This is a genomic window from Halomonas sp. 328, assembly GCF_015645095.1.
Lineage (GTDB): Bacteria > Pseudomonadota > Gammaproteobacteria > Pseudomonadales > Halomonadaceae > Bisbaumannia.
In genome coordinates, this window is sequence record NZ_JADOTW010000002.1 from 118,614 (window position 1) to 142,867 (window position 24,254).

Sequence of the window (24,254 nt, forward strand, 5' to 3'; positions counted from 1 at the left end):
TATCGGGAGTGACAAGTCAATGACCCCAGCGGGACGTACCAATCAATTGCTCTATCAGGCCGAACTGCTGCTGACGCAGCCGCCGGCCGCGGCCGATGAGCATGGCGATGCCCGGCGCCGTGCCTTGGAGGAGGGCGCCCTGGTGACCCTGGAGCTGGCGCTGAACTCGCTGCTTCGGGAGGTCACCGAGCATGCCCGCCTTCCCCACCACGACTGGCGGGCGCTGCTCGGTGCCGACGCGGCCCCGGTGGCGGAGCTGGCCCAGCTGCGTGCCCTGGCCGAGGCCCCCGATAGCTGGCTGGCGCGGCTCCTGGCACGCCTCGAGGCCCTGCATGGGGTCGAAGGGGCGGCCCGCCGGGAGGCGTCCAGCCAACTGATCGCGGTCAGCGCCGGGGTGCCCCTGGCCCAGGAGCTCGCCGGCTGTCTCAAGGCGTTCAAGGCGCTGCTGCCCGCCCTACGCGAGACCAGTCAAGAGTGGTAAGCCGCCGGAAAAATTAAAACAACTGTTTATTCCCGTTGGCGTCTCCTTATAATCGGTCGGGTCTCTTAGCAACCGGCCGAGCGTTATGAACGTCACCGCATGGACGCGTCTGTTCATCCTTCCCCTGCTGGTGCTGCTGGCGCCTTCCCTGGCCCTGGCGGCGTCGCTTGCCGTGTCGCCGCGGCTGCTACCCGGCGGTGAGGCGGACTTTCCCGCCCTCGGCCAGGAGCTCGAGCGGCTGGCGGCGGGCCGCCAGCCGTCGCGCCTGGTCGCAGCCCCTGGCGGCGTCAGCCTCCCTGGGCTGGAGGCTCTGGAAACCCCGGACTTCCTCACGGCTAGCGCCCCCTGGACATTGCCGCCCCTGGCCACGGCCTCCCGGGTGCTGCTGATCGGCCCCGCCGATACCCTGGAGGCGGCCCATGCCGCCCTGGCGGCCCAGGCCGTCGCCCAGGACAAGAGCCTCTCTCCCGTTGCCCTCGCCGATGGCGCGGGCTTGCCCGATGCCACCCTGGCGGGGGCTCAGGTCGCCCTGGTATTGGCCTTGCCGGGCCATGACGATGTCGCCCAACGACGGCTCTTTGCCCAGTTGCGGGACGCGGGGGTGGCCGCCCTGGCCCTGACCGATGCCCGCCAGGTGACCCATGGCGCCTTGCTTTCCTCCCCCGGGGCCCTGGATCACCCGGCCTACCTGCGCCGTTTGGCGCTGCGCCTGGATGACCTGGCCAGCGGCCGACGCCCCGAGCCCCTCGACTCTCGCCCCGTGTTGGGGCGCATCTGGCTGAACCTCGATACCGCCGCCGTCCTCGATTGGGCGCCGAGTTTCTCCCTGTTGAGCGAGGCGCACCTGGTGGAGGCCAGGGGCGGCCAGGCGCATAAAGGGCTGGGCCTGGATCATGCCGTGGCCCTGGCCCTGACCGATAACCTGGGGCTGGCGGCGTCCCGCCAGGAGGTGGCGGTGGCGGCCTACGAGGGGGCCCTGGCTGGCGCCCGTTATCGTCCCAGTCTCTATCTAGAGGCCACCGGCCGGGTGATCGACGACACCCGGGCCCGGTCGGCCCTGGGCCAGGAGCCCGAGCGCCGGGTCAGCGGCGGTGCGGTGCTCGAGCAGCTGCTCTTTTCCGAGCCTGCCCTGGCCGCCATCGCCATTGCCGAGCAGCTCGACCGGGCCCGCCGGGCGGAGCTCGAGGCGGAGAGCCTGGACCTGGCCCTCCAGGTGGCCCGCGACTTTCTTTCCCTGCTGCGCCTCGACGCCAGCCATGAGGTGCTCGAGGCGGACCTGGGCTTGGCCCGGGCGCTGCGGGATCAGGCCCAGCGCAGCGCGGCGGCCGGCGCCCTGGGCCAGGGCGAGGTGGCGCGTTTCGAGGCGGAGCTGGCTCAGGCTCGAGAGCGCCTCGAGCGGGTACAGGCCGATCAGGCCCGCCTGCAGCTGGTCCTGAATCGGCAACTGGGGCGTGACCCCGACGCCCCCCTGGCGCCGGCGGCACCGGACCTCGATCGCCCCGAGTGGCTGGGCGGCGACGCGCGTTTCGCGGCGGTGCTGGACTCTCCCGCGAGCCTCGCCGCCTGGCAGGATCGCCTGGTCGGCGAGGCCCTGGCGGCGTCTCGGGAACTCGAGGCCCTGGGGGCCTTGCGCCGAGCGGCACAGCGCGAGCTGAGCTCTCGGCGTCGCGCCTTCTGGCTGCCCCAGGTGGGTCTCGAGGCGCGCTACACCACGGAGCTGGCCCGGGACGGTGAGGGTGAGCGGGCCCCCTGGGAGTCCAGCCACCCTCAGGTACAGGGAGTAGTGGGGCAGGCCGAGGCCCTGGGCATCCGGCTGCCTGAGACCGGGCAGGATCAATGGAGCCTCGGTGTCTCCGCGCGGCTGCCGCTCTATGCCGGGGGGCAGCGTCGCATCGAGCAGGATCGCGCCGCGGCACGCCTGACCCAGGTCGCCCTGGAGGATGCCGAGGCGCGCCTGGGCCTGGAGGCCCGGCTGCGGGCATCGAGCGTCGAGCTGGCGGCGGCCTGGCGGCGTATCGCCCTGCGTGAGGATGCCCAGGCCCATGCCGAGACGGCGCTGCGACTGGCCGAAGCCGGCTGGCGCGAAGGGGCGCTCTCCCAGGTCGCCCTGCTGGATGCCCGCACCAGCGCTCGTCAGGCGGGGTTGGCGGCGGCGGAGGCCCGGTGGCAGGCCCTGCAGGCCCTGGTGCATTTACAGCGGGCCCTGGGAATGACCCCGGGGCCCATGGAGGCAGAGGCGCGTGAGCGCCTGCTGGGAGGCGCCTCTTGGCGCGACACTCAAGGAGAGAACCGATGAGGATGCGCGGCGCCTGTGTGGCACTGCTGGCCCTGGTGCTGGCGGGGTGTGGCGACGAGCCGCTGGAGGAGGCGCCCCTGCGCCCGGTGCGAACCCTGATCCTGGAGGAGAATGGCGCCGTGGCCGAGCGTGAGCTTCCCGCCCGGCTGGAGGCCGCCGCCAACCGGCGACTCAGCTTTCGTGTGGCGGGCCAGCTCGAGGCGTATCAGGTGGCGGTGGGGGAGACGGTCGCCCCTGGGCAGCCGCTGGCGCGCCTGGATGCGACCGACTTGCGCCTGCAGCGTGATCGGGCCCGGGCGGCCCTGGCCGGTGCCGAGGCGGCGGCGGCCAATGCGGAGGCCCAGTGGCAGCGTGCCCGCCGACTCTATGAGGCGGGCAGCGCCCCGGCGCGGGATCTGGATGCCGCCCGGGCCCAGGTGGAGACGGCCCGGGCCCAGCGCCAGAGCGGGCGTGATGCCCTGGCCCTGGCCGAGCGCCAGCTGGCCTTCGCTCGCCTGGAGGCCCCCGGCGAGTGCCGAGTGGCCAGCCGCCTGGTGGAGGCCGGCGAGAACGTCGCTCCGGGCCAGCCGGTGCTGGTGCTCGCCTGTGGGGATGAGCTGGAGGTGCGTGCCGCCCTCTCCGAGGATCTGCTCGATGGGGTGGTGCCAGGCGCTCCGGTGCGGGTGCATCTGCCACTGCTCGAGTTGACCCTGAGCGGGCTGGTCTCCGAGATCGGCCTGCCGGTAGATCCGCGTCAGGCCACTTGGCCGTTGCGGGTGACCCTGGGCGAGTTGCCCGAGGCCAGCCGGTCACGGCTGCGCCCGGGGATGTCCGCCGAGCTGGGGGTGCCGGTGGCGGCCCGGGCCGGGCTCTGGGTGCCGATGGTGGCGGTGCAGCGGGACCTGGATGGCCATTTCGTCTATGTGGCCGAGGCCTCGCGGGAGGCCGCCGGGGAGGCCTGGGTGCGGCGGCGCCCGGTCACCCTGGGAGAGCGTCGGGGGGAGCGTCTGGCGGTGACCGAGGGCCTCGCCGCCGGCGAGGCGCTGATCGTGGCGGGCATGAGCCGGCTCCATGACGGCCTGCGGGTTCGCCTGATCGAGGACGCGGACGGTGGGGAGGTGGCGCCGTGAGCCTGACCGAAGCGGCACTGCGCTACAACCGGGTGACCATCGCCGGGCTTCTGGTGGTGCTGCTGGGGGCGGTGATCAGCTACTTCTCCCTCTCCCGGGCCGAGGATCCGGCGGTAACAGTGCGGGTGGCCCAGGTGGTCACCTACCTGCCCGGGGCCACCCCGGAGCGGGTCGAACAGCTGGTCACCGACCCGCTGGAGGCCGCCATCATGGAGATGCCGGAGCTCGACCATGTGGAGAGTACCTCCCGGGCCGGGGTCTCGATTATCCGCGTGGAGCTGCGCCCGGAGGTTCGGGATGTCCAGGCCGGTTGGGACAAGCTGCGTCGCAAGGTGGGGGATACCCGCGGCCGGCTCCCCGATGAGGCCATGGCGCCGATCATCAACGACGAGTTCGGCGATGTCTTTGGCATCATGCTCTCGCTGACTGGCGAGGGCTTTGAGCCGGCGGAGCTCAAGGCGGTCGCCGATGACCTGCGCGACCGCCTGCTGAGGCTCGATGATGTGGCCAAGGTCACTATTCATGGCTACGCCGAGGAGCGGATCTTCCTCGACTACCGCGAGGCGCGGCTGGCGGAGCTCGGCGTCTCCCCCCAGGGGCTGGCGCAGCTGCTCGCCGCCCGCAATATCGTGCTGCCTGGCGGGGCGATCCGCACCGGCGACGAGCGCCTGGTGCTCGAGCCCACCGGCAACTTCACCCGACTCGATGACATTCGTCAGGCCCTGCTGCCGCTGCCCGATGGCACCCTGGTGCCGCTGGGGTCGCTGATGGAAGTGCGCCACGGGTATGCGGATCCGCCCATGACCCGCTATCACGCCGGGGGCGTCCAGGGGCTGGCCATTGCCATCGCCATGCGCGAAGGGGGCAATATTCTCGGCCTCGGCGAGCAGGTCGAGGCGACGGTCGCGCGCTTCGAGCGGGAGCTGCCCCTGGGGCTCACCTTCGAGGTGCTGGCCAATCAGCCGGATCGGGTCGAGGAGCGCATCAACGAGTTCCTGATCAACCTGCTCCAGGCGGTGGCCCTGGTCTGTGTGGTGATGCTGCTCTTCCTGGGGCTGCGTACCGGGCTGATCGTGGCGAGCCTGGTGCCCTCGGCGATACTGGCCTGCCTGGCCCTGATGGGGCTCTTCGATATTGGCCTCGATCAGGTGTCCCTGGGGGCCCTGATCATTGCCCTGGGGATGCTGGTGGATAACGCCATCGTCATGGTGGAGTCGATCCAGGTGGCGGCCCGGGAGGGCAAGACGGTGCGCCAGGCCGCCCTGGACTCCGCCCGGCAGCTGCGCTTCCCCCTGCTGACCGCCTCCTTGACCACGGCGGCGGCCTTCCTGCCCCAGTTTTTGGCGGTCTCCGACGTGGGGGAGTACACCCGCTCGCTCTTCCAGGTGGTGACCATCACGCTGCTCTCCTCCTGGCTGCTCTCGCTGACCATGATTCCGCTGCTCTGCGTGGCCTTTATTCGCGTCAAGCCCGCCGGGGACGAGGCCGCCGAGGCCGCGCCCCCGGGGCTGGCGGCGCGGCTGAGCGAGCGGGTCTATGGGGGCTATCGCCGGCTGCTGCTCGCGCTCTTGCGCCACCGGGCCTTGACCCTGCTGGGGGTGGGGGCGCTGCTGGGGCTGGCCTGGCTCGGCTTCGGGCCGCTGCCGAAGATCTTCTTCCCCCAGGCGGAACGCACCATCGTCACCGTGGAGCTGCGCCTGCCCTTCTCGGCGCCCATCGAGCGTACCCAGGCGGTGGTGGAGGAGATCGAGGCGTTCCTGGGCGAGGCGCTTGCCGCCGAGGGCGATGGCCAGGGTGGCTGGGCGCGGGACGGGGTCGAGCGCTGGGGCAGCTTTATCGGCTTCGGCGGCGATCGCTATATCATCAATCACGCCCCCGAGCCGCCGAGCCCCGAATACGCTTTCATGCTGCTGCAAGCCAATCGCTGGCAGGCGGTGGAGGAGGTGATCGAGCGGCTGGATGGCTGGCTCGTGGAGCGCTTTCCCGACCTGCAGGCCAGCGTCAAGGCGACCAGCTTCGGCCCGCCGGTGACGGTGCCGCTCGCGGTGCGCATTTCCGGTCAGGATGAGCAGACCTTGAGGCGTATCGCCGAGGAGGTGCGTCAGCGGCTGGTCGAGGTGCCGGGCACCCGCCAGGTGCGCGACGACTGGGGTGACTGGACCAAGCGGCTGCGCATCGAGGTCGATCCGGCCCGGGCGCTGCGTGCCGGCGTCACCGAGCGGGACGTGGCCCTGAGCCTGCAGACGGCACTCTCCGGGCTCACCGTGGGCACCTTCCGGGATGGCGATACCCTGGTGCCGATTCAGCTGCGTAACGAGCGCGGCGAAGCGCGCACCCCGGATGACCTGGAGGGGGTGACCGTGCTGCCCGCCGGTGGTGGGGTAGGGGTGCCCCTGGCCCAGGTGGCCGAGGTCGAACTCGACTGGGGGCCGGCACGCATCCTGCGCCGGGATCGCTTTCGCACGATCTCGGTGGAGGCGGAGCTGGCGCCAGGGGTGACCGCTGCCGGCGTGGCCGCGGAGCTGCGCCCCTGGCTCGAGGCCGAGCAGGCCCGGTGGCCGAACGGGGTCTTCTTCGAGTTTGGCGGCGAGGTGGAGTCCTCTCGGGTGGCCACCGACTCCATTGCCGAGAAGCTGCCGATTGGCGCCATGGTGATCCTGCTGTTGCTGGTGGTGCAGTTCAACTCCCTGCGCCGGCCGCTGATCATCCTGGCGACCATTCCGCTGTCATTGATCGGCGTGATCCTGGGCCTGACGATCACCGGCTCCCACTTCGGCATCATGACCTTCCTCGGGGTGGTGTCGCTGGCCGGCATCGTCATCAACAACGCCATCGTGCTGATCGATCGCATCGACCTGGAACGCCGGCAGGGATCGCCCCAGGAGGCGATCCTGGAGGCGGGGCGGCGGCGCCTGCGCCCGGTGGTCATGTCGACCCTGACCACCAGCGGTGGCCTGCTGCCCCTGTGGCTGGGCGGCGGGCTCCTCTGGGCCCCCATGGCGATCGCCATCATCTTCGGCCTGTGGGCGGCGGCGTTGATTACCCTCTGCGTGGTGCCGGTGCTCTATTCACTGCTGATGGGCGTGTCTTTCGAGCGGGCCTGACCCCTAGGCACCGTCGCCCGCCACCGGGCGACGGTGCAGGGCCCCGGTGTGTCGGGCGGCCATAACCGGTACAATCGCGCCTCTTCTATGTACCGACCGGACCCTTATCCTTGATCTCCACCGCCAATATCACCATGCAGTTCGGGGCCAAGCCCCTGTTCGAGAACGTCTCCATCAAGTTCGGCAATGGCCATCGCTACGGCCTGATCGGCGCCAACGGCTGCGGCAAGTCCACCTTCATGAAGATCCTCGGTGGCGACCTGGAGCCCTCCTCGGGCCAGGTGATGGTCGAGTCGGGGGCCCGGCTCGGCAAGCTGCGCCAGGATCAGTTCGCCTACGAGAACGAGCGGGTCATCGACACCGTGATCATGGGCAACGCCGAGCTCGCCCAGGTGGCCGCCGAGCGGGAGCGCATCTATGCGCTGCCCGAGATGAGCGAGGAAGATGGCATGGCGGTGGCCGACCTGGAGGTGCGCTTCGCCGAGCTCGACGGCTATACCGCCGAGGCTCGCGCCGGGGAACTGCTGCTGGGGCTGGGGATTCCGCTGGAACAGCACTCGGGCCCCATGAGCGAGGTGGCGCCGGGCTGGAAGCTGCGCGTGCTGCTGGCCCAGGCGCTGTTCGCCGACCCCGATGTGCTGCTGCTCGACGAGCCCACCAACCACCTGGACATCAACACCATCCGCTGGCTGGAGGGGGTGCTGACCGCGCGCAACAGCACCATGATCATCATTTCCCACGACCGCCACTTCCTGAATAGCGTCTGCACCCATATGGCGGACCTGGACTACGGCGAGATCAAGCTGTTCCCGGGCAACTACGACGACTACATGACCGCGGCCACCGCCGCCCGCGAGCGCCAGCACGCCGACAACGCCAAGAAGAAGGCGCAGATCGCCGAGCTGCAGCAGTTCGTCAGTCGCTTCTCGGCCAACGCCTCCAAGGCCAAGCAGGCCACCTCCCGGGCGCGCCAGATTGACAAGATCAAGCTCGAGGAGATCAAGCCGTCGAGCCGGGTCAGCCCCTTTATCCGCTTCGAGCAGGCCCGCAAGATCCACCGCAACGCGGTCAATGTGGAGGGGGTCACCCAGGGCTACCCCGGCGAGGCGCCGCTGTTCGAGCGCTTCGGCATGACCGTCGAGGCCGGCGAGCGCATCGCTATCATCGGTCCCAACGGCATCGGCAAGACCACCCTGCTCAGGACCCTGGCCGGGGAGCTTTCGCCGCTGGCCGGCAGCGTGAAGTGGACCGACAGCGCCGAACTCGGTCATTTCGCCCAGGACCACGCCGCCGACTTTGCCCATGACGCCACCCTCTTCGAGTGGATGGCCCAGTGGACCGATGGCGGCGAGCAGGTGATTCGCGGGGCGCTGGGGCGCATGCTCTTCTCCAGCGACGATATCGGCAAGTCGGTCAAGGTGATCTCAGGGGGCGAGCAGGGGCGCATGCTGTTCGGCAAGCTGACCCTGACCCGCCCCAATGTGCTGCTGATGGACGAGCCCACCAACCACCTGGACATGGAGTCCATCGAGGCCCTCAACCTGGCCCTGGAGCACTACCCGGGGACCCTGATCTTCGTCAGTCACGACCGGGAGTTCGTCTCCTCCCTGGCCACCCGTATCCTCGACATGAGCGAGGCGGGCATCACCGACTTCAGCGGCAGCTACGACGACTACCTGAGGAGCCAGGGCCTGTTCGGCTGAGCCGAGGCTACCCCCTTGGCCCGGGGCGATTGCCGCTGGCCGCTGCCGGGCCACGATGTTAGGCTAGCCATTGACGATAGCGGCCATGGAACTTGCCATGGCCGCTTTCTATTGCCATTGAATCGAGGAGGTTCGGGTGTCCGAGACCGCAGTCCTGGAAATCGTCGAGCTCGCCGATGGCGAGATCGTGCTGCGCAGCGCTGAGGGAGAGGGCGAGCCTCTGGTGAGGATCCGCTTCTCCGAGGAGGCCGCCGAGCTGCTGCGCCGTGCCCGTTTCGAGGTGGCCCAGGAGATGATCGACCATGCGCTCTCGCGCAGTCATCTGATGGAAGAGGGCGAAGAGGCGTCCGACGAGATGCCCGCCACCCTGCATTGATCGCCCCTTGTGGTCGCGCCTCCGACGCCCTTGTCCCGGCGACGGAGGCGCTGTCGTATTCGGGGAGCAATCAGCCCGTCGGATCGGTGGTCGCCAGGTGTTGACACCACGTTGACGCGCACGCGGTTCGGGGCGTGTAAAGAGGCGTGACCCGAGCCACCGGGGTGGTAGGATAGGCGAGTCGTCGGCCCGGCCATGGGGGCTCGGGTATTGGGTCATTGATCGAGATATCAGGATGCGTCACCTCTTTTCTTGCTTGGGCGTCACCTTGTTGTTCACTCTTGCCGCTTCCCTGGCACAGGCCAATCTGGTCGATCTGGAGGAGCGTTTCGCGCCACGCCATGACAACGAGCTATGGCTGCTGGTGGATGACCGCAGCTCCACCCTCTATGTCTACCGCGGGCACCGGGAGCTGGAACGGATGCAGCCGGTCTCCCTGGGTCGCGCTGGTGCGGCACCCATCCGCACCCGGGGCGATCGTCGCACGCCGACCGGGGAGTTTCGTATCGATCGCTTCAACTTCGAGAGCCCCTTCCATATCTTCATGGGGCTCGACTACCCGACCCCCTGGCATGCCCGGGACGCCCTGAACGCCGGGGTGATGAGTCAGGCGGAATATGATGACTATTTCGCCTATTTGCGACGCCATGGCCGTCCGCCCCAGGACACCATCCTGGGGGGCTATATCGGCATTCATGGCTTGGGACAGGGGGATCCCGATGTTCACCGGCAGTTCCACTGGACCCAGGGGTGCGTGGCGGTGACCAATGAGCAGATCGAGCGCCTGTCGCAACTGGTCGACATTGGCACACGGGTGGTGATCCGCTAGGCTAAGGATCGTGAAACCAAGAACTTCTGTAGTAGACAAAGGCACTACGTCTATAATAAAACAGCGTTTGACTAAGACGGCTTGGCCGTTGCGGTCACGCTGGCCGAAGTGGAAGGCGAGACGGCTCGCTTCGGTGGCAAGCAGACCTGCCCAAGGGATTGGACCTTGTCCGACCCGGGCTAAACCAAGGAAGACCCTCAAGGAGAACGTTATGACCCTCAAGAGCACTCTGAAGCTGACCGCTGCTGCAGCCTCCCTGGCCATCCTGGCCGGCTGTGCATCCACCAGCGCCCTGGAAGAAGTGCGCATGACTGCCGAGTCCGCTCAGGCCGACGCAGCCGAGGCTCGCAGCATCGCCACCCAGGCGCAGAACACCGCCAACCAGGCTCAGCGTGACGCTCAAGCGGCCCTGCAGATGTCTCAGCAGAACCGCGAAGAGATGAACCGCATGTTCGAGCGCTCCATGTACAAGTAATGCTTGTACCAGCAGGGCACTGGCATCCCGGTGCGTTGCTTCAGGCATCTTGTCTGATCAGGGCCCCCGGCTTCGGCCGGGGGCCCTGTTTTATGTATGGCCCTGATGAATCAGGGGCTGCCCTGTCCGAGCGGCAAGAGCAGATCGAAGCGCTGATGCCGCTCGTCTCGGATGACGCGCGCGGGGGCGGCAGTATAGTCCAGCGACTGGTCGGGCAGCCAATGGTCGAGCAGGTAGGCATGCAGGCTGGGCAAGAGCGACAGGTCATCGAAGGTCAGCGAGGCGGCCAGGGTCTCCGGGCAGGTGAGGCGCCGGTGGTAGGGGCTCGGGGGCCAGGCCGTGGTGCCCTGGAACCCGATGTCGATGCGTTGACGATGCCTCGGGGTAATGGCGGGGTCATCCGGGAGCAGAAGGGCAATGCCGTCCGGGAGGGGGCGCATGCCCCAGGCGTGGTGGCTTCGGTGGCGCTCCCACAGCTGGGGTAGCGACTGTGGTGCGGGATACCCGTAATGGCGTATGGACCACAGGGATATGGTCGGGCATGTCGTGACGCGGACGTCAAGGCGCGATGCCTTCGGAAGGATGGTGGGACGGCCATGGCGGCGACGAAACCGGGTGGGGCTGGTGCCGAAGTGGTGATGAAAGGCGCGGCTGAAGATGGCATGGCTGCGAAAGCCGCAGCTTTCGGCGATATCGATGACTCGCCTGGAGGTGCGAAGCAGCAGGCTGGCCGCCCGCTCCAGGCGAAGGGTGTTGCGATAGCGGGCCGGTCCCATGCCGAAGCAGCGGAGAAAGTGGCGCCGGATATGCGACTCGGAATAGCCCAGGTAAGTGGCCAGCTCGGCGATGCTGCGCGCTTGGGTCGTGGTGTCGTCCAGCCAGAGTTCGGCAGCACGAATCTCGGAACTCGCCTTGTTATCGAGCACAATAGGATCCCTGAGTTTGTTTTTTCAAGATGCTCGGCGCCTATTCATCTCTTTTTATTTACTTCGATGTTATTTTCGGCGGCCGGTGAGTGCCATGATCAAGAGGCTTGAGAGTGGCGGTAAAATTGCTGGAACTGCAAAGCAAGTTATTTGTTTCTATTGGATAGTTAAAACGAGAAGAATTCCATGACCTGATGGCGAGGGATGATGTAATCCCTCCTCTCCGTGGCGTGTAAGCCATGTCTCAACTTCTTGTCCCGTGCCTTTCTGACTGGCGCGGTGTCGGCATACGCTTAATTCACAGAAGTCATCCCAATAATGAAACTGTGAGGATAGTGTTATGCGTACGAAGGGAATTCGTCTTCTTCCTCTGGCCGCCCTGGTCGCCGCCATCTCCCTTGCCGGTTGTAGCGGCAGCACCTCCCTGACCGTTCCGGGAGGCGGCAACGATAGCGCCGGCAATGGCGACAATGGCGGGGGCAACGGCGGCGACAATGGCAATGGCGGCGATAACGGCAACGGCGGCGATAACGGCCAGGTGGCCGGTGGTAGCGTCGAGCAGGTCGTCCAAGATACCGGTGATGTGACTCAGGGGCTGGGTGATACCGTCGTGGTGCTCGGCGAAGGCTTGAGTCAGCAGGAGGTACCCCTGATCGGTGGGGTCACCGATGGAACGGGGCAGGTGCTGGTACATCTGGGGGATGGCGTCAACAGCCTCTCCACGGGCCTGAGAGACGGCCTGGGCAGCTTTACCGAGAATGACAATGCCCTGGGGACGACCCTGGCCGGTGCCACCGGTACCGTCTCCGATACCGGCCGGGCCGTGGGCGCCCTGGGAAGTACCGTCGAGGGGCTCAATGAGCTGCCGGTGCTGATGCAGGTCGATGCGGCCACCGGCCTGGTCACTACCTTGGGCAAGACCGTTGGTGATCTGGGGGCAACCGTCACCAGCGTCGGTGATGTATTGACCCTGACTCTGACCGATGACGATGGCCATCTGGCCGGTTTGACCAGCGAGCTGAGCGCGGTAGTTCGTCCGGTACTGGTTTCCGTGGAAGGCACGACTCAACACCTGGGGGATGCCCTGATCGTGGGGCCGGTAGCCAATGACCTGCTTGGCCAGGTGGGTGGTGTCGTCGTCGGTCTCGGTGGTGCCCTGGGTGGCAAGGATCCGCGGCTCGCCGGCCTGGGTGGCACGGTAACCGGGGCCGGTAACCTGGTGGGTGATCTCGGTGGGCTGCTGACTGGTGGCGAGGGCGGCGATCTTCTGGGAGGAGGGCTGCTCGATGGGCTGCTTGGCGGTGATGGCGGTCTGCTGGGCAGTGAGGCCGGGCTGATCGGTGGTCTCCTGGGCAACGACGGTGGCCTGCTCGGCGGCTTGACCGCTGGACTGCTCGACGGCGAGGGCGGTCTGACAGGCGGCCTGCTGGGCGGCGAGGGTGGCCTGCTGGGCGGTGATGCTGGCTTGCTGGGTGGTGTCACCGGTACCGTGGATGGCCTGACCGGCGGTCTGCTGGGCGGTGAGGGTGGCCTGCTCGGTGGAAATGATGGCCTGCTGGGCGGGCTGGTCGGAAGTGATGGCGGCGCCGTGGATGGCCTGACTGGCGGCCTGCTGGGCGGCAACGGCGGTCTACTGGGTGGTGTCACCGGTACCGTGGATGGCCTGACTGGCGGCCTGCTGGGCGGTGAGAGTGGCCTGCTCGGCGGCGACGGCGGCCTGCTGGGTGGTGTCACCGGCACCGTGGATGGCCTGACCGGCGGCCTGCTGGGCGGTGAGAGTGGCCTGCTCGGCGGCGACGGCGGCCTGCTGGGTGGTGTCACCGGCACCGTGGATGGCCTGACCGGCGGTCTGCTGGGCGGCGTTACCGGTAGTGTGAGCGGTGGCGTGGAAGGAGGTGCCGAAGGAAGTGTGGAAGGCGGCTTGCTCGGTGGCGGCCTGCTTGGTGGTGGCCTGCTTGGTGGGGGGCTGCTCGGGGGGCAGCAGTAATAGGGGCGGTGGCGGAGTTATTCCGCCACCGCTTCTTTTGTCTCTTCCGAACTGATCCCTCTTCTCCGGCGAAGCGCCTTCGATAGCCTGTCGTGAGATGCCTTGCCACTGTCAGTCTATTGGCGGTAATGCGCTTAGGCGGTTGCCGCTACCGTTTGTAGGAGATCTCTGATTTTTCTTCAAGAGAATAATTAACGATAATTTGTGATTGTGTTAGGTCGGGCTCGTGATTTGTCCGGCGAAGAATAGGGATATCATTCAAAGGAAAAGTGCCATGAATATGAAAGGAACTCGTCTATTTCCCCTGGCCGTGCTCGTCGCTGCTATTTCCATGGCTGGCTGCAGCGGGAGTTCGACCCTGACGCTGCCCTCGGGTGGTAGTGGTATTTCTGATGGGGGCGATAACGGCGGTGACAACGGCGGCGATAACGGCGGTGACAACGGCGGCGACAACGGCGGTGACAACGGCGGCGATAACGGCGGCGATAACGGCGGCGATAACGGCGGTGACAACGGCGGCGATAACGGCGGTGATAACGGCGGCGACAACGGCGGCGACAACGGCGGCGACAACGGCGGCGACAACGGCGGCGACAACGGCGGCGACAACGGCGGTGACAACGGCGGCGACAACGGCGGCGACAACGGCGGCGACAACGGCGGCGACAACGGCGGCGACAACGGCGGCGACAACGGCGGTGACAACGGCGGCGACAACGGCGGCGGCGACGATGGCGATCAGGCTGGCCTGACCGTGCTGGAAATGATGGTTCAGGACACCGCCGATGCCAGCGAAGGGGTCGGCGGTACCGTGACCGTGCTCGGCGAAGGGATCAGCCAGCAGGAATTGCCGTTGGTCGGTGCGGTGACCGATGGCACCGGGGAAGTCCTGGTGCACCTCGGTACCGGGGTGAATAGCCTGGCCAGCGGCTTGCGGGATGGGTTGGGCAGTTATGCCACCAATGACAATGCCCTGGGCACCACCCTGGGCGGCGTTACCGGTACCCTGGGCGATACCGGTCGGGCCGTGGGGGCCCTGGGGGATACCGTGACTGCGCTCAATACCCTGCCTGTCTTGATGCAAGTGGATGAAGCCACGGGGCTGGTGTCCACCCTCGGCAAGACGGTGGGGGACCTGGGGGGCACGGTCTCTGTCCTTGGTGACTCCCTGACGCTGACCCTCACCGATGAGAATGGTCACCTGGCCGGCCTGACTTCTGAGCTGACGGGAGTGGTGCGTCCGGTGCTGCTCTCCGTGGAGGGGACGACCCAGCAGCTTGGGGATGCCCTGGTGGTCGGTCCGGTGGCCAATGACCTGCTTAACGAAGTAGGCGGTGTCGTGGTCATGCTGGGCGATACCCTGGGCGGCAAGGATCCGCTGCTGGGGGGGCTCGGGGGGACCCTGGGTGGCGTAGGGCAGCTGGTGGCCGACACGGGTGGCCTGCTGACGACCGGGGAAGCGTCTGGGTTGCTGGATGGAGGCCTGCTTGGCGGTGACGGCGGCCTCTTGGGTGATGGGCTGCTGGGCGGTGAGGGTGGTCTGCTCGGTGGTGATGGTGGTCTGCTGGGCGGCGAAGGCGGTCTGCTCGGTGGCGATGGTGGTCTGCTGGGCGGAGTGACCGGTACCGTGGACGGCCTGACCGGTGGCCTGCTGGGAGGCGATGGTGGTCTGCTCGGTAGCGATGGTGGTCTGCTGGGCGGAGTGACCGGTACCGTGGACGGCCTGACCGGTGGCCTGCTGGGCGGCGAAGGCGGTCTGCTCGGTGGCGATGGTGGTCTGCTGGGCGGAGTGACCGGCGCCGTGGATGGCCTGACCGGTGGCCTGCTGGGCGGCGAAGGCGGCCTGCTGGGTGGCGAAGGCGGCCTGCTCGGTAGCGATGGTGGTCTGCTGGGCGGAGTGACCGGCACCGTGGACGGCCTGACCGGTGGCCTGCTTGGCGGCAGCGAGGAAGGCGGTCTGCTCGGTGGCGGCGATGGTCTGCTCGGTGGCGTGCTCGGCACCGTGGATGGCCTGACCGGTGGCCTGCTGGGTGGTTCGACCAGCGGCAGCGACCAGTAAGACGTCCTGGGCACCGGAGGGTGAATTGCCCGCCGGTGCCCACGGGTCCTGAATTCAGGGTGAATGAATTAACGTTTCTTTAATGCTTAGACTGGTGTGAGTCGCTATTCTTTGGTAGAGCTAACTTACAATCGAGACGAAGAATAATTATAGTAGGTGCCGAAGAGCGCCACTGGTCCAGGGAAAGGATATATGAACGCAATCAAGGGGCTAGCGCAACGAAGCGCTGCCAATTCAGCACGATCTCCGCTTCTCGCCCTCACGGCGGCCGGCCTGATGGGGCTGGCCTTCACGGCCCATGGCAGTGACTCCCCGTCACTGGTGGATGAAAACCAGCCGACTCAGGTGCCCGGCCTGGAGCAGATGCGCGACGCCGAGGCCCGGCGCAGCGCGACGCAGGTCTCCCTGCCGCAGGTGGCAGGGGCCATCAGTCGCGAGACCCAGGTGCCGGTGTCCCATCTCGACTTCCGTGGCGGCACCGTCTTCGAGCTCGACGATCTCGCCAGTGGCATGAGTCCCATGCTGGGCCAGCGCGTGTCGGTAGGCGAGCTGATCGATGCCGTCGAAGCGATCACACGGCGCTACCAGGAGGCGGGCTACCCGCTCTCTTATGCCTACCTGCCGGATAATAACTTTCGCAATGGCGTCGTCACCGTGGTGGTGGTCGAGGGCTATATCGCCCGAACCGAGATCGCCATCGACAAGGCCTCCGTGGCCAGCCGCGTGCAGCGCCTCGCCGAGCGCATCGTCGATGAACGCCCGCTGACCCGGGCTACCTTCGAGCGCTATACCGCCCTGATGGAGCGCATTCCCGGGGCGCAGCTGGCGATCAATGCGCCGGTGCCGCGCACGCCGAGTGGCGGTACTACCCTGCGGGTGGAGGAGCGCGGCATGCGGGCCCTGGATGGCGGCCTGTCACTGCAGGGCGGTGATGAAGATGACTTCCAGGTGCTGGCCAACCTCACGCTGCAATCCAATACCCGTTACGCCGAGCGCTTGTCGCTGGCGGCCCTGTTGCCCATCGATAGCGACGACGAGTTCTATGCCGCCGAGTACCAGCAGGAACTGGGCACCGATGGCCTGCGCCTGAGCCTGGCGGCCAGTCGCTTCGAGACCGAGGAGGCGACCGGCGTCAGCCTGCTGGGCAACCAGCAGGCCCGCGAGGAGAAGGTCACCGAGCGCTATCGTGTCGGGCTCGACTACCCCTTGCACCTGTCCCGTCAGTTCCAGTGGTTCCTGGGGGGGCAGGTGGACCACCACCACCAGCGGTCGCTGTTCATCGAGGAAGAACAGGCCCTGCTCGAGCGTCGCCTCAATTTCTCTGCCCTGGAGCTCAATACCCGTATCCAGCGGGCCAGTCAGGAGCGCCTCCTCGAGTGGCGCGGTGATCTTCGCCAGGGGGTCGACCTGGGCGGTAATCGCAATCGTCTGAGTAGCGCTGTCACCTCGGTCAATCAGCCGGAGGAGCTGCACTTTACCCGCCTGGGCAGCCAGGCCCGCTGGGTGGAGCAGTTGGCGCCTCGCTGGCGGCTGACCAGCCGGGTCGCCGGTTTCTGGTCCAATGATACCCTGCCATCGCCGGAGCAGGGCAACTATGGCGGCAACCGCTTCGGTCGCGGCTATGGTGATAGCCAGGCGGAAGGCGACTACGGCATCGCCGGCGAGATCGAGCTGCGTTATCTGCAGCCGGTGGCCGGCGACTGGATCGGCTCGGTGGAACCCTACCTGCTGGTGGATGGTGCTCGCACGCGCTTCAACGAGCGGGATACCGAGCATGAGATCGCCTCGGCGGTGGCGGGGGTCGAGCTGAGTCAGGGCAGCCTCTACCGCCTGGGCATCGAGTATGCCCAGCCCATCGGTGACCGGGACCTGGATACCGACAGCCGCGACGGTCGCATCAATGCCCGGATCAGCTGGAACCTGGGCGGCTAGTGAGGATGGCCCGGCGGTGCCTCGCCGGGCTACGTTGACGCTTCGTTTCACTTCGGCCTGGCGGAGCGTCGTGTAAAGCACCACCTTAGGGTGGCCGAGAAAGTAAAAGCCTCGATAACAAGGGGCATTGGTTAACGCAGGGAGTGATAACCATGAACAAGCTGATCGAGAAGAGCACCGAACTAACGCAACGCGGCGCCGTGGCCATGCGGCTTAATCGCCCGAAATTCCGTAAGCAGCGGGGGGCTAGCGCCATCGAGTATGTGGTGATTGCGGCAATGATTGTAATTGCTATTGTCGTTTTTATTGACCCGATTAGTACGGCGATCAGTGGAATTTTTACTGAGTTGAAAGAGGCTATCGAGTAATAAAAATAAATCCTTCGCAGGGAATTGCGTATGTCCCCCAATCTGCTTAAGGGTATCGCCGCCGTGTTGGTGGCGATTGCCATCGGCCTGGCCTTCGCCGGTTGGCAGCTGACCCGTGATCTCCCGCCGGCCATGGAGCCGGCCCCGGTGGTGGAGGCGCCTTCCCAGGAGGCGGTTACCCCCGGCTTTCCCGTCCTGACTGCCGCCAAGCGCCTCGAGATCGGTACCCGCCTCGAGGCGCGTCCCGAGGCGGGGGATCCGTTGCTGCGCCGTGTCGACTACCCGGTGGCGGTGGCGGAGAGCTTCGCCGACCTCTCCGAGGTGGAGGGGCGGGTGCTGACCCGCCCCCTGGCCCCCGGCGATATCCTGCGTCCCGAGCACTTCACCCTCGGCGGGCTGTTGGCCGAGGCGGTGCCCCCCGGCAAGCGTGCCCTGGCGGTGAGCATCGATGAGGTGATCGGCGGCGGTGGCTTTATCGCCCCGGGGGATCGTGTCGATGTCTTCTACTATGCCCAGACCAACGATTCGGAGCGCGCCCAACTGGCGCGCCGGCTGTTCCGCGACGTGGAAGTGCTGAGCTTCGGTGCCGAACTGCGCGGCATGCCGGCCGATAATGACCGGGGGCCGCAGCGTAGCGGGCGTACCGCGGTACTGGCCCTGGACGAGGAGCAGGCCCCCCGGCTGCTGCTGGCGGAGACCACCGGTCGTCTGCGCCTGGCAGTGATCGGTGCCAGCGAACGGGCCGAGGGCCTGGCGTCCGGGGTCGACAATGGGCGCTTGCCCGAGGGGCTGCCCGGGCTGAGGCGTGCCTCCCTGGAAGCCGCGACCGAGACCGAGGCGTTGGGCCCCGTCGTGCTGTTCCGGGAGTTGACCCGGATCGATGGCGAGGCCGAGCGTGAGCCCGCGGCGGCGCCGTCACGAGCGCCACGCTCCCGCACCAACGGCGGGCGCCAGGTGATCCAGCACGTGGGCGGCGAGACCCGGGTCGTGCAGGTGCCCGGGCACTGATCCATCCCGATGATTTTTTCGGCATCAATTCATGCCTATAGGATGTCAATGCATGTCTAGTTCGACGGCATATGCTGCTTTCTCCCGCCTGATTTTCCTGCTCGCGACCCTGCTGGTCGCCCTGGTTGCCCAGGCGGATGTGACGCCTCCCAGTGACCGGATCGTCGGCCTGGTGGTGGGGGATCAGCAGCGGCTGCATCTGCCCCGGGTCGTGGCGCGCACCGCCATCGGCTCGGGACAGATCGCCAGCGCGCAACTGGCCAGCGACCGTGAGCTGTTGATCACTGGTCTGGCTACCGGCGCGACCTCGCTGAGGGTCTGGTTCGAGGGGGCCAACGAGCCGCGTCTCTATCGCCTCGAGGTCGCACCCAGTGCCGCCCTGGGGCTGGAGGGGGAGTATCAGCTCAGCCAGGCCTCCGGCGTGCCGCGGATGATCGGCGACACGGCGAGCCTGGATCGCCATGCCCAGGCCCGAGAGCGCTTCGAGGACCAGCCGCTGGTGGATGCCAGCCGCCAGGTGGGGCCCCTGCAGGTACAGGCCGATATCCGCGTGATCGAGGTCAACCGCCGTCGCCTGCAGTCCGCCGGCTTCTTCCTGGGACGCGATAACGGTGGCAATACCCAGTTCGCCATCGGCAATACCGGCAGCGCCACGGCCTTTATCAATGACGGCAGCCTGGTGGCGCCCATGACCGATGGCTTCTCCATTATCAGCGGCAATGCCAATCGCGGCATTCTCGGCGCCATCAGCGCACTCAACCGCAACGGCTTCGCCTATACCCTGGCCGAGCCCAGCCTGGTGACCCTCTCCGGACAGAGCGCCACCTTCCTGGCCGGCGGCGAGTTCCCCTTCCCGGCGCGTAGCCGCGATGGCGAGGTGATGGTGGAGTTCAAGGAGTTCGGGATTCGCCTGCAACTGACCCCCACGGTGCTCGACGAGAATCGCATCATGCTCAAGGTGGCCCCGGAGGTCAGCGAACTCGACTTTACCCGCAGCATCCAGTCCGGTGGGGTCCAGGTGCCGGCGCTCAACGTGCGTCGTACCGACACCACCATCCAGTTGGGCAATGGCGAGAGCTTTATCATCAGCGGCCTGGTCAGCAACAACACCCTGCAGAACGTCGACAAGATCCCCGGGCTCGGCGATATCCCGGTACTCGGCGCCTTCTTCCGCTCGACCCGCTTCGAGCGCGACGAGAAGGAACTGATCATGATCGTCACGCCGCACCTGGTGGCGCCGATGGCGGCGGGAACCACCTTCGAGGACCTGCCCGGCGATACCCTGCGCCGCTACGATCCCACCTTCCTCGAGCTGCTCTTCGATCCGCAGGATGCCCGGGAAATCGAGCGTCTCGGCGAGGTCGGCTTCTCACGCTAACGGGGCTTCGATATGCCGATAAAGCAATTTCAGCGAGGTCGCGGTGAGGCGCAGCGCACCCTGGTGGATGCCAACGACCCCGCCCTCAAGAATGATCTGCATCGGGCGGTGGTCGAGCGTCTCGAGGACGATAACGGCCTGCTGGACGACGAGCCCACGGTGATGCTGATGCGTGTCGAGGGCATGGTGCGCGAGTACCTCGATGCCCGGCAGCTCAGGCTCTTGCCCCAGGCCCTGGAGCCCTTGACCCGGGAAGTGCTGCACGAGCTGACCGGCTTCGGTCCCCTGCAGCCGCTGCTCCGGGATGACGGCATCTCCGATATCCTGATCAATGGCCCAAGACGCATCTTCGTGGAACGGGATGGCATCCTGAGCCAGGTGCCGGAGCGCTTCCTCAATGATGCCCATGTGCTGCGCGTGGTGCGGCGCATGCTGGCGCCACTGGGGCGGCGCCTGGATGAGTCGAGCCCCATGGTCGATGCGCGCCTGCCGGATGGTTCCCGGGTCAACGTGATCATCCCGCCGCTGGCCCTCGATGGCCCCTGCGTCTCGATCCGCAAGTTCCGCCGCGAGGCGCTGACCGCCGAGGACCTGATCGCCAGCGATGCCCTGACCGCCCCGCTGATGGCGATGCTGCAGCAGGCGGTGAGGGAGCGCCGCAATATCCTGATCAGCGGCGCCACCGGGTCCGGCAAGACCACCCTGTTGAATATCCTCAGTCGCGAGATCCCCCATCACGAGCGGGTGGTGACCATCGAGGATGCCGCCGAACTGCAACTCGGCAACAGCCATGTGGTCCGCCTCGAGACACGGGCGCCCAACAGCGAGGGGGAGGGCGAGGTGACCGCCCGGCAGCTGGTCAAGAATGCTCTGCGCATGCGGCCCGACCGGGTCATCCTCGGCGAGAGCCGGAGCGACGAGGCCCTGGATATGCTACAGGCCATGAACACCGGCCACCTGGGCTCGATGAGCACGGTGCATGCCAACTCGGCTCGGGATGCCCTGGTCCGCCTACAGATGATGGTGCGCCTGGCGGGCTTCGAGGGCACCGATGGCCTGGTCAACCAGATCATCGCCACGGCCCTGGACCTGGTGGTGCATATCACCCGGGACGCCAGCGGCCACCGCCATGTGGTGGAGGTACAGCAGATCCAGGGCCTCCAGGCGGGTCAGGTGGCCCTGAAGCGCCTCTACCACCGGGATGACCGTGAGGTGGGCCTGGAGATCGACTGGTACAAGCGGATCGAGGAGCCGCTATGACTCCCTGGCAGTTGTGGGGGATCACCATGGCGCTGCTGCTGGCGGCCGCCTGGCTACTGTGGAAGAGCGCCGAACGTCAGAGCGACAAGACCCTGGGTAGCGAATCCTTGCCGAGCCGCCGGCGACGCCTGCCCCGCGATTCCCTCAAGGAAGTGGTGCTGGACCACCTGCTGGCATCGGGGGTTCATCTCGGTGATCGCGGCTTGATCCTACTGGGTGGCCTGCTGCTGTTGATCATCGTCGGGGTCCTGCTGATGTTCGGCCATCGCCTCGGCGCGCTCCTGGTGCTGGGTGGACTGGTGGTGATCAACCTCGGGCTCGGCCTGCGGGCTCAGTACCTGCGGCAGAAGATCCGCGACCAGTTGCCCAACTTCATGGAGCAGGTGGTGCGTGAAATCGGGGTCGGCGCCACCCTGGAAATCGCCTTCCGCCGCAATGTGGAGCGCGTGCCCATGCCGCTGCGGGATGCCCTGAGCCGGATTGCCGTGCGTCGGGACCTGGGCATGGAGCTCCACGAAGGCCTGCAGCGCGAGTCACAGCTGCTCAAGATCCACGAGTTCGACCTGCTGGCCACGGCGGTGGAGGTCAATCAGGTGCATGGGGGCAGCCTCAAGGAGATCCTCGGCAGCTTCGTCGAGTTGCTGCGGCAGCAGGAGCGGGGGCGTCGAGAGCTCAAGGCCCTGACCGGCGAGACCCGGGTCACGGCCGTCGTGCTGGCCGGGATGCCGGTGGCCCTGGCCGGCTTCATGCTGGCCAGCAATCCGGAGTTCCTGGCCCCCATGCTGGAGAGTCCCGGCGGCCAGATGGCCCTGTGGATCGCCCTGGGGCTGGAGCTGGGGGGCTGTTTCACCCTCTGGCGGATGTTGCGCTCCGTCTAGTCATTGATAGTAGTCATTGATAGAGCGTCGAGACAGGCGCCGTAATAAAAGCAGGGGTACGCGGATGGGACTGTTTCTGATACTGGGGGCCTTGACCCTGATTCTCGCGGCCTGGATCTGCTGGTTGGCGGCACGCCGTGAACTGGCCCAGTCGCATGAGGAGCGGCTGGAGCCGAGTTGGAGCCCCCATGAAGAGGAGCGGGAGGCGATGCCGGACGCGGCCGGACAGCACGCCATGCAGCGCCATCATGCGTATCTGGAGTCGCGTCTGCTGGGGGGAGGGCGCAGCCTGTGGCGCAAGCAGGCCAGCCGGCGGCCCTGGTTGGCCGAGCTGGCGCTGCTCCTGCGCCAGGCGGGATTCATCGGCACGCGCGCCCAGGTACAGGTCATGGGGGCGGTACTCCTGGTGGTGCTGGGGGCGGTGGCCTGTGGTTCCCTCTACGGCTGGCAGCAGGGGCAGCCCGGGGTGCGGGTCGCCCTCAGTGGCATCGCCTTCGGCCTGTTGGCCGGCGTCATGGGGTGGTGGTGGATCAAGGCCGCCCGGGCCCGGCGCACCGCTCGCCTCGAGGAGGAGGTGGAGATGGTGGTCCAGGTCACTCGCATGCTCTGGGATGCCGGCATGACCCTGGAAGGGGTATTGCGAAGCCTGATCATCAACCTGGCGCCCATCGCCCCGGAATCGGTGCGCGAGCTGCGCCTGGCCTTGCAGCGCATCGAGGCCGGCCAGGCCCGGGAGGAGGTCCTGGAGGCGTTGGCGGAGGTGCAGTGTTGCGAGGGGCTCCAGGACCTGCTCAAGCTGTTGGCCCAGGTATCGGCCTCCGGGGGCGGGGCGCGCCAGTCGCTGATGACGCTCAGCGCCCTGATTCGGGACCGCCGTCGCACCCGTATCCAGGAGGTGGTCACCAAGCTCTCCGGCAAGATGTCGCTGGTGATGATGCTGTTTCTCTTTCCGGCGCTGCTGATCGTGCTGGCCGGGCCGGCGGTGGTCAATCTGGGTGGGCTATTCGACGCCCTGGGGAACTAAAAAAGATGTGCAAACGACGCTACCTTTCTCGCCTATTGCCCCTCGCCGTGGCGCTGCTGCTGGGGGGCTGCACCACCACCACCACGCTGGTCTCGGACGCCCGCACGCCCAACGAGTCACGCCAGGAGGCACGGGGCTCCTGCGGCGAGCGTTATGGCGGCGAGGTGGGTGTCCAACTGGCGATGATTCGCCAACAGCTCGATGACGAGCGTCCTCGGGCCGCCCTGGCCTATCTCGATACCTACGGTTTCGACTATCCGGATGCCAAGCTGCTGCGGGCCGAGGCGCTGCGGCGCATCGACGAGCGCGCCCTGGCGGACCGGGTCTACGAGGAGTTGCGCCGTACCTGCCTGGCGGCGGATGCCTATCGGGGGCTGGCCCTGAACGCGGCCAACCGCGGCGTCCTCGACGAGGCCCTGTCGCTGATGCAGCAGGCTCGCGACCGTCGACCCGCGGATGCCCGGATCCGCAATGACCTGGGCTATCTGCTGCTGCTGGGCGGCGATCATCCCGGGGCGCGTCGGCAGTTCCTGACCGCTCTCGAGCTCGATGAAGGCCAGCGCAATGCGGCCACCAACCTGGTGCTCAGCCTGATGCAGGAGGGGCGTCCGGACGAGGCCCAGCGCATGGCGCGTCGCTATGGCGTGGATGGCGCCCTGCTGGCGCAGCTGCGCCAGATGGAAACCAATGACTGACGATACGCAACAGCGTACGCAAGGGGTTGCTCATATGAATGGATTCATCAAGATTTCCGCCTCCTGTCTGGTGATGCTCGGCCTGGGGCTGGGCGGCTCGGCACTGGCTCAGGGGACGACCGCGGATTCCCGGGGCGAATCCCACGGGCGGAGTCAGGAGTCGGCGCCGCGCGTGACCGCCGGTTCCCGTTCGGTACAGGGCATGCTGGAACTGCAGCGCAGCCAGCAACTCGCCTCGCCGCACCGCCAGCACGTCTCGGGGGATGTCCAGGCGCGCATCTATCGGCGCTATGTGGAGAGCTTCTCCCACCCGATTCCCGAGCGCTATATCGATACCCGCTTCTCCGGTCAGTAACGGGACACGAC

General features: G+C 67.1%; 20 protein-coding genes. 19 read left to right on the forward strand and 1 reads right to left on the reverse strand.

Annotated elements, in window-relative coordinates; genetic code table 11:
* Nucleotides 1-19: 19 nt before the first annotated feature.
* The 8 genes from IHD13_RS01395 to IHD13_RS01430 all read left to right on the forward strand — a co-directional run bounded on the left by IHD13_RS01395 (nucleotide 20) and on the right by IHD13_RS01430 (nucleotide 10,373).
* Nucleotides 20-481, forward strand: a complete 462-nt coding sequence (locus IHD13_RS01395; RefSeq protein WP_195859248.1) for a DUF6586 family protein — start codon at nucleotides 20-22, stop codon at nucleotides 479-481.
* 85 nt (nucleotides 482-566) lie between these two features.
* Nucleotides 567-2,777, forward strand: coding sequence for a TolC family protein (locus IHD13_RS01400; RefSeq protein ID WP_195859249.1), 2,211 nt, complete (start codon nucleotides 567-569; stop codon nucleotides 2,775-2,777).
* Nucleotides 2,774-3,886 (forward strand): efflux RND transporter periplasmic adaptor subunit, encoded by a 1,113-nt coding sequence (locus IHD13_RS01405; RefSeq protein ID WP_195859250.1) that lies wholly within the window; start codon nucleotides 2,774-2,776, stop codon nucleotides 3,884-3,886. Before IHD13_RS01400 ends, IHD13_RS01405 begins: the two co-directional genes overlap by 4 nt.
* Nucleotides 3,883-6,990: an efflux RND transporter permease subunit gene (locus IHD13_RS01410; RefSeq protein ID WP_195859251.1), complete on the forward strand. Its 3,108-nt coding sequence runs from the start codon at nucleotides 3,883-3,885 to the stop codon at nucleotides 6,988-6,990. Before IHD13_RS01405 ends, IHD13_RS01410 begins: the two co-directional genes overlap by 4 nt.
* Before the next feature lie 110 nt (nucleotides 6,991-7,100).
* Nucleotides 7,101-8,693: an ABC-F family ATPase gene (locus IHD13_RS01415; protein WP_195859252.1), complete on the forward strand. Its 1,593-nt coding sequence runs from the start codon at nucleotides 7,101-7,103 to the stop codon at nucleotides 8,691-8,693.
* Nucleotides 8,694-8,829: 136 nt separating this feature from the next.
* Nucleotides 8,830-9,069 (forward strand): hypothetical protein, encoded by a 240-nt coding sequence (locus IHD13_RS01420; RefSeq protein ID WP_195859253.1) that lies wholly within the window; start codon nucleotides 8,830-8,832, stop codon nucleotides 9,067-9,069.
* 268 nt (nucleotides 9,070-9,337) lie between these two features.
* Nucleotides 9,338-9,898, forward strand: a complete 561-nt coding sequence (locus tag IHD13_RS01425; protein WP_230086051.1) for a L,D-transpeptidase family protein — start codon at nucleotides 9,338-9,340, stop codon at nucleotides 9,896-9,898.
* Nucleotides 9,899-10,109: 211 nt separating this feature from the next.
* Entirely contained in the window at nucleotides 10,110-10,373 is a 264-nt protein-coding gene (locus IHD13_RS01430; RefSeq protein ID WP_195859255.1) for an Lpp/OprI family alanine-zipper lipoprotein, read from the forward strand.
* 110 nt (nucleotides 10,374-10,483) lie between these two features.
* Here the strand turns inward: IHD13_RS01430 and IHD13_RS01435 are convergent, their stop codons facing one another.
* Nucleotides 10,484-11,299 carry a helix-turn-helix domain-containing protein gene (locus IHD13_RS01435; RefSeq protein WP_195859256.1) on the reverse strand — a complete coding sequence of 272 codons (816 nt, stop codon included), beginning with the start codon at nucleotides 11,297-11,299 and terminating at the stop codon, nucleotides 10,484-10,486.
* A 340-nt stretch (nucleotides 11,300-11,639) separates the two neighbouring features.
* On the opposite strand from IHD13_RS01435, the gene IHD13_RS01440 reads away from it, so the two are divergent.
* The 11 genes from IHD13_RS01440 (at nucleotide 11,640) to IHD13_RS01490 (ending at nucleotide 24,243) form a co-directional block, all read left to right on the forward strand.
* Entirely contained in the window at nucleotides 11,640-13,286 is a 1,647-nt protein-coding gene (locus IHD13_RS01440) for a collagen-like triple helix repeat-containing protein (RefSeq protein ID WP_195859257.1), read from the forward strand.
* Nucleotides 13,287-13,560: 274 nt separating this feature from the next.
* Nucleotides 13,561-15,345, forward strand: a complete 1,785-nt coding sequence (locus IHD13_RS01445; RefSeq protein WP_195859258.1) for a collagen-like triple helix repeat-containing protein — start codon at nucleotides 13,561-13,563, stop codon at nucleotides 15,343-15,345.
* A gap of 276 nt (nucleotides 15,346-15,621) precedes the next feature.
* Nucleotides 15,622-17,277 carry a ShlB/FhaC/HecB family hemolysin secretion/activation protein gene (locus IHD13_RS01450; RefSeq protein WP_230086052.1) on the forward strand — a complete coding sequence of 552 codons (1,656 nt, stop codon included), beginning with the start codon at nucleotides 15,622-15,624 and terminating at the stop codon, nucleotides 17,275-17,277.
* A gap of 152 nt (nucleotides 17,278-17,429) precedes the next feature.
* Nucleotides 17,430-17,645, forward strand: a complete 216-nt coding sequence (locus IHD13_RS01455; protein WP_230086053.1) for a Flp family type IVb pilin — start codon at nucleotides 17,430-17,432, stop codon at nucleotides 17,643-17,645.
* Nucleotides 17,646-17,675: 30 nt separating this feature from the next.
* The gene (gene cpaB, locus IHD13_RS01460) at nucleotides 17,676-18,653 is read left to right on the forward strand and encodes a Flp pilus assembly protein CpaB (RefSeq protein ID WP_195859259.1); all 978 of its coding nucleotides are present in this window, start codon (nucleotides 17,676-17,678) and stop codon (nucleotides 18,651-18,653) included.
* A 52-nt stretch (nucleotides 18,654-18,705) separates the two neighbouring features.
* A complete protein-coding gene (locus IHD13_RS01465; RefSeq protein ID WP_195859260.1) occupies nucleotides 18,706-20,031 on the forward strand; it encodes a type II and III secretion system protein family protein in 1,326 nt (441 codons plus the stop codon).
* 12 nt (nucleotides 20,032-20,043) lie between these two features.
* Nucleotides 20,044-21,291 (forward strand): CpaF family protein, encoded by a 1,248-nt coding sequence (locus IHD13_RS01470; protein ID WP_195859261.1) that lies wholly within the window; start codon nucleotides 20,044-20,046, stop codon nucleotides 21,289-21,291.
* Nucleotides 21,288-22,169 (forward strand): type II secretion system F family protein, encoded by an 882-nt coding sequence (locus tag IHD13_RS01475; protein WP_195859262.1) that lies wholly within the window; start codon nucleotides 21,288-21,290, stop codon nucleotides 22,167-22,169. Before IHD13_RS01470 ends, IHD13_RS01475 begins: the two co-directional genes overlap by 4 nt.
* Before the next feature lie 64 nt (nucleotides 22,170-22,233).
* On the forward strand, nucleotides 22,234-23,193 hold the full coding sequence (locus IHD13_RS01480) for a type II secretion system F family protein (protein ID WP_195859263.1): 960 nt from the start codon (nucleotides 22,234-22,236) through the stop codon (nucleotides 23,191-23,193).
* A gap of 5 nt (nucleotides 23,194-23,198) precedes the next feature.
* Nucleotides 23,199-23,888, forward strand: a complete 690-nt coding sequence (locus tag IHD13_RS01485; RefSeq protein WP_195859264.1) for a hypothetical protein — start codon at nucleotides 23,199-23,201, stop codon at nucleotides 23,886-23,888.
* Between the two features lie 34 nt (nucleotides 23,889-23,922).
* Entirely contained in the window at nucleotides 23,923-24,243 is a 321-nt protein-coding gene (locus IHD13_RS01490) for a DUF3613 domain-containing protein (protein WP_230086054.1), read from the forward strand.
* Nucleotides 24,244-24,254: the final 11 nt, after the last annotated feature.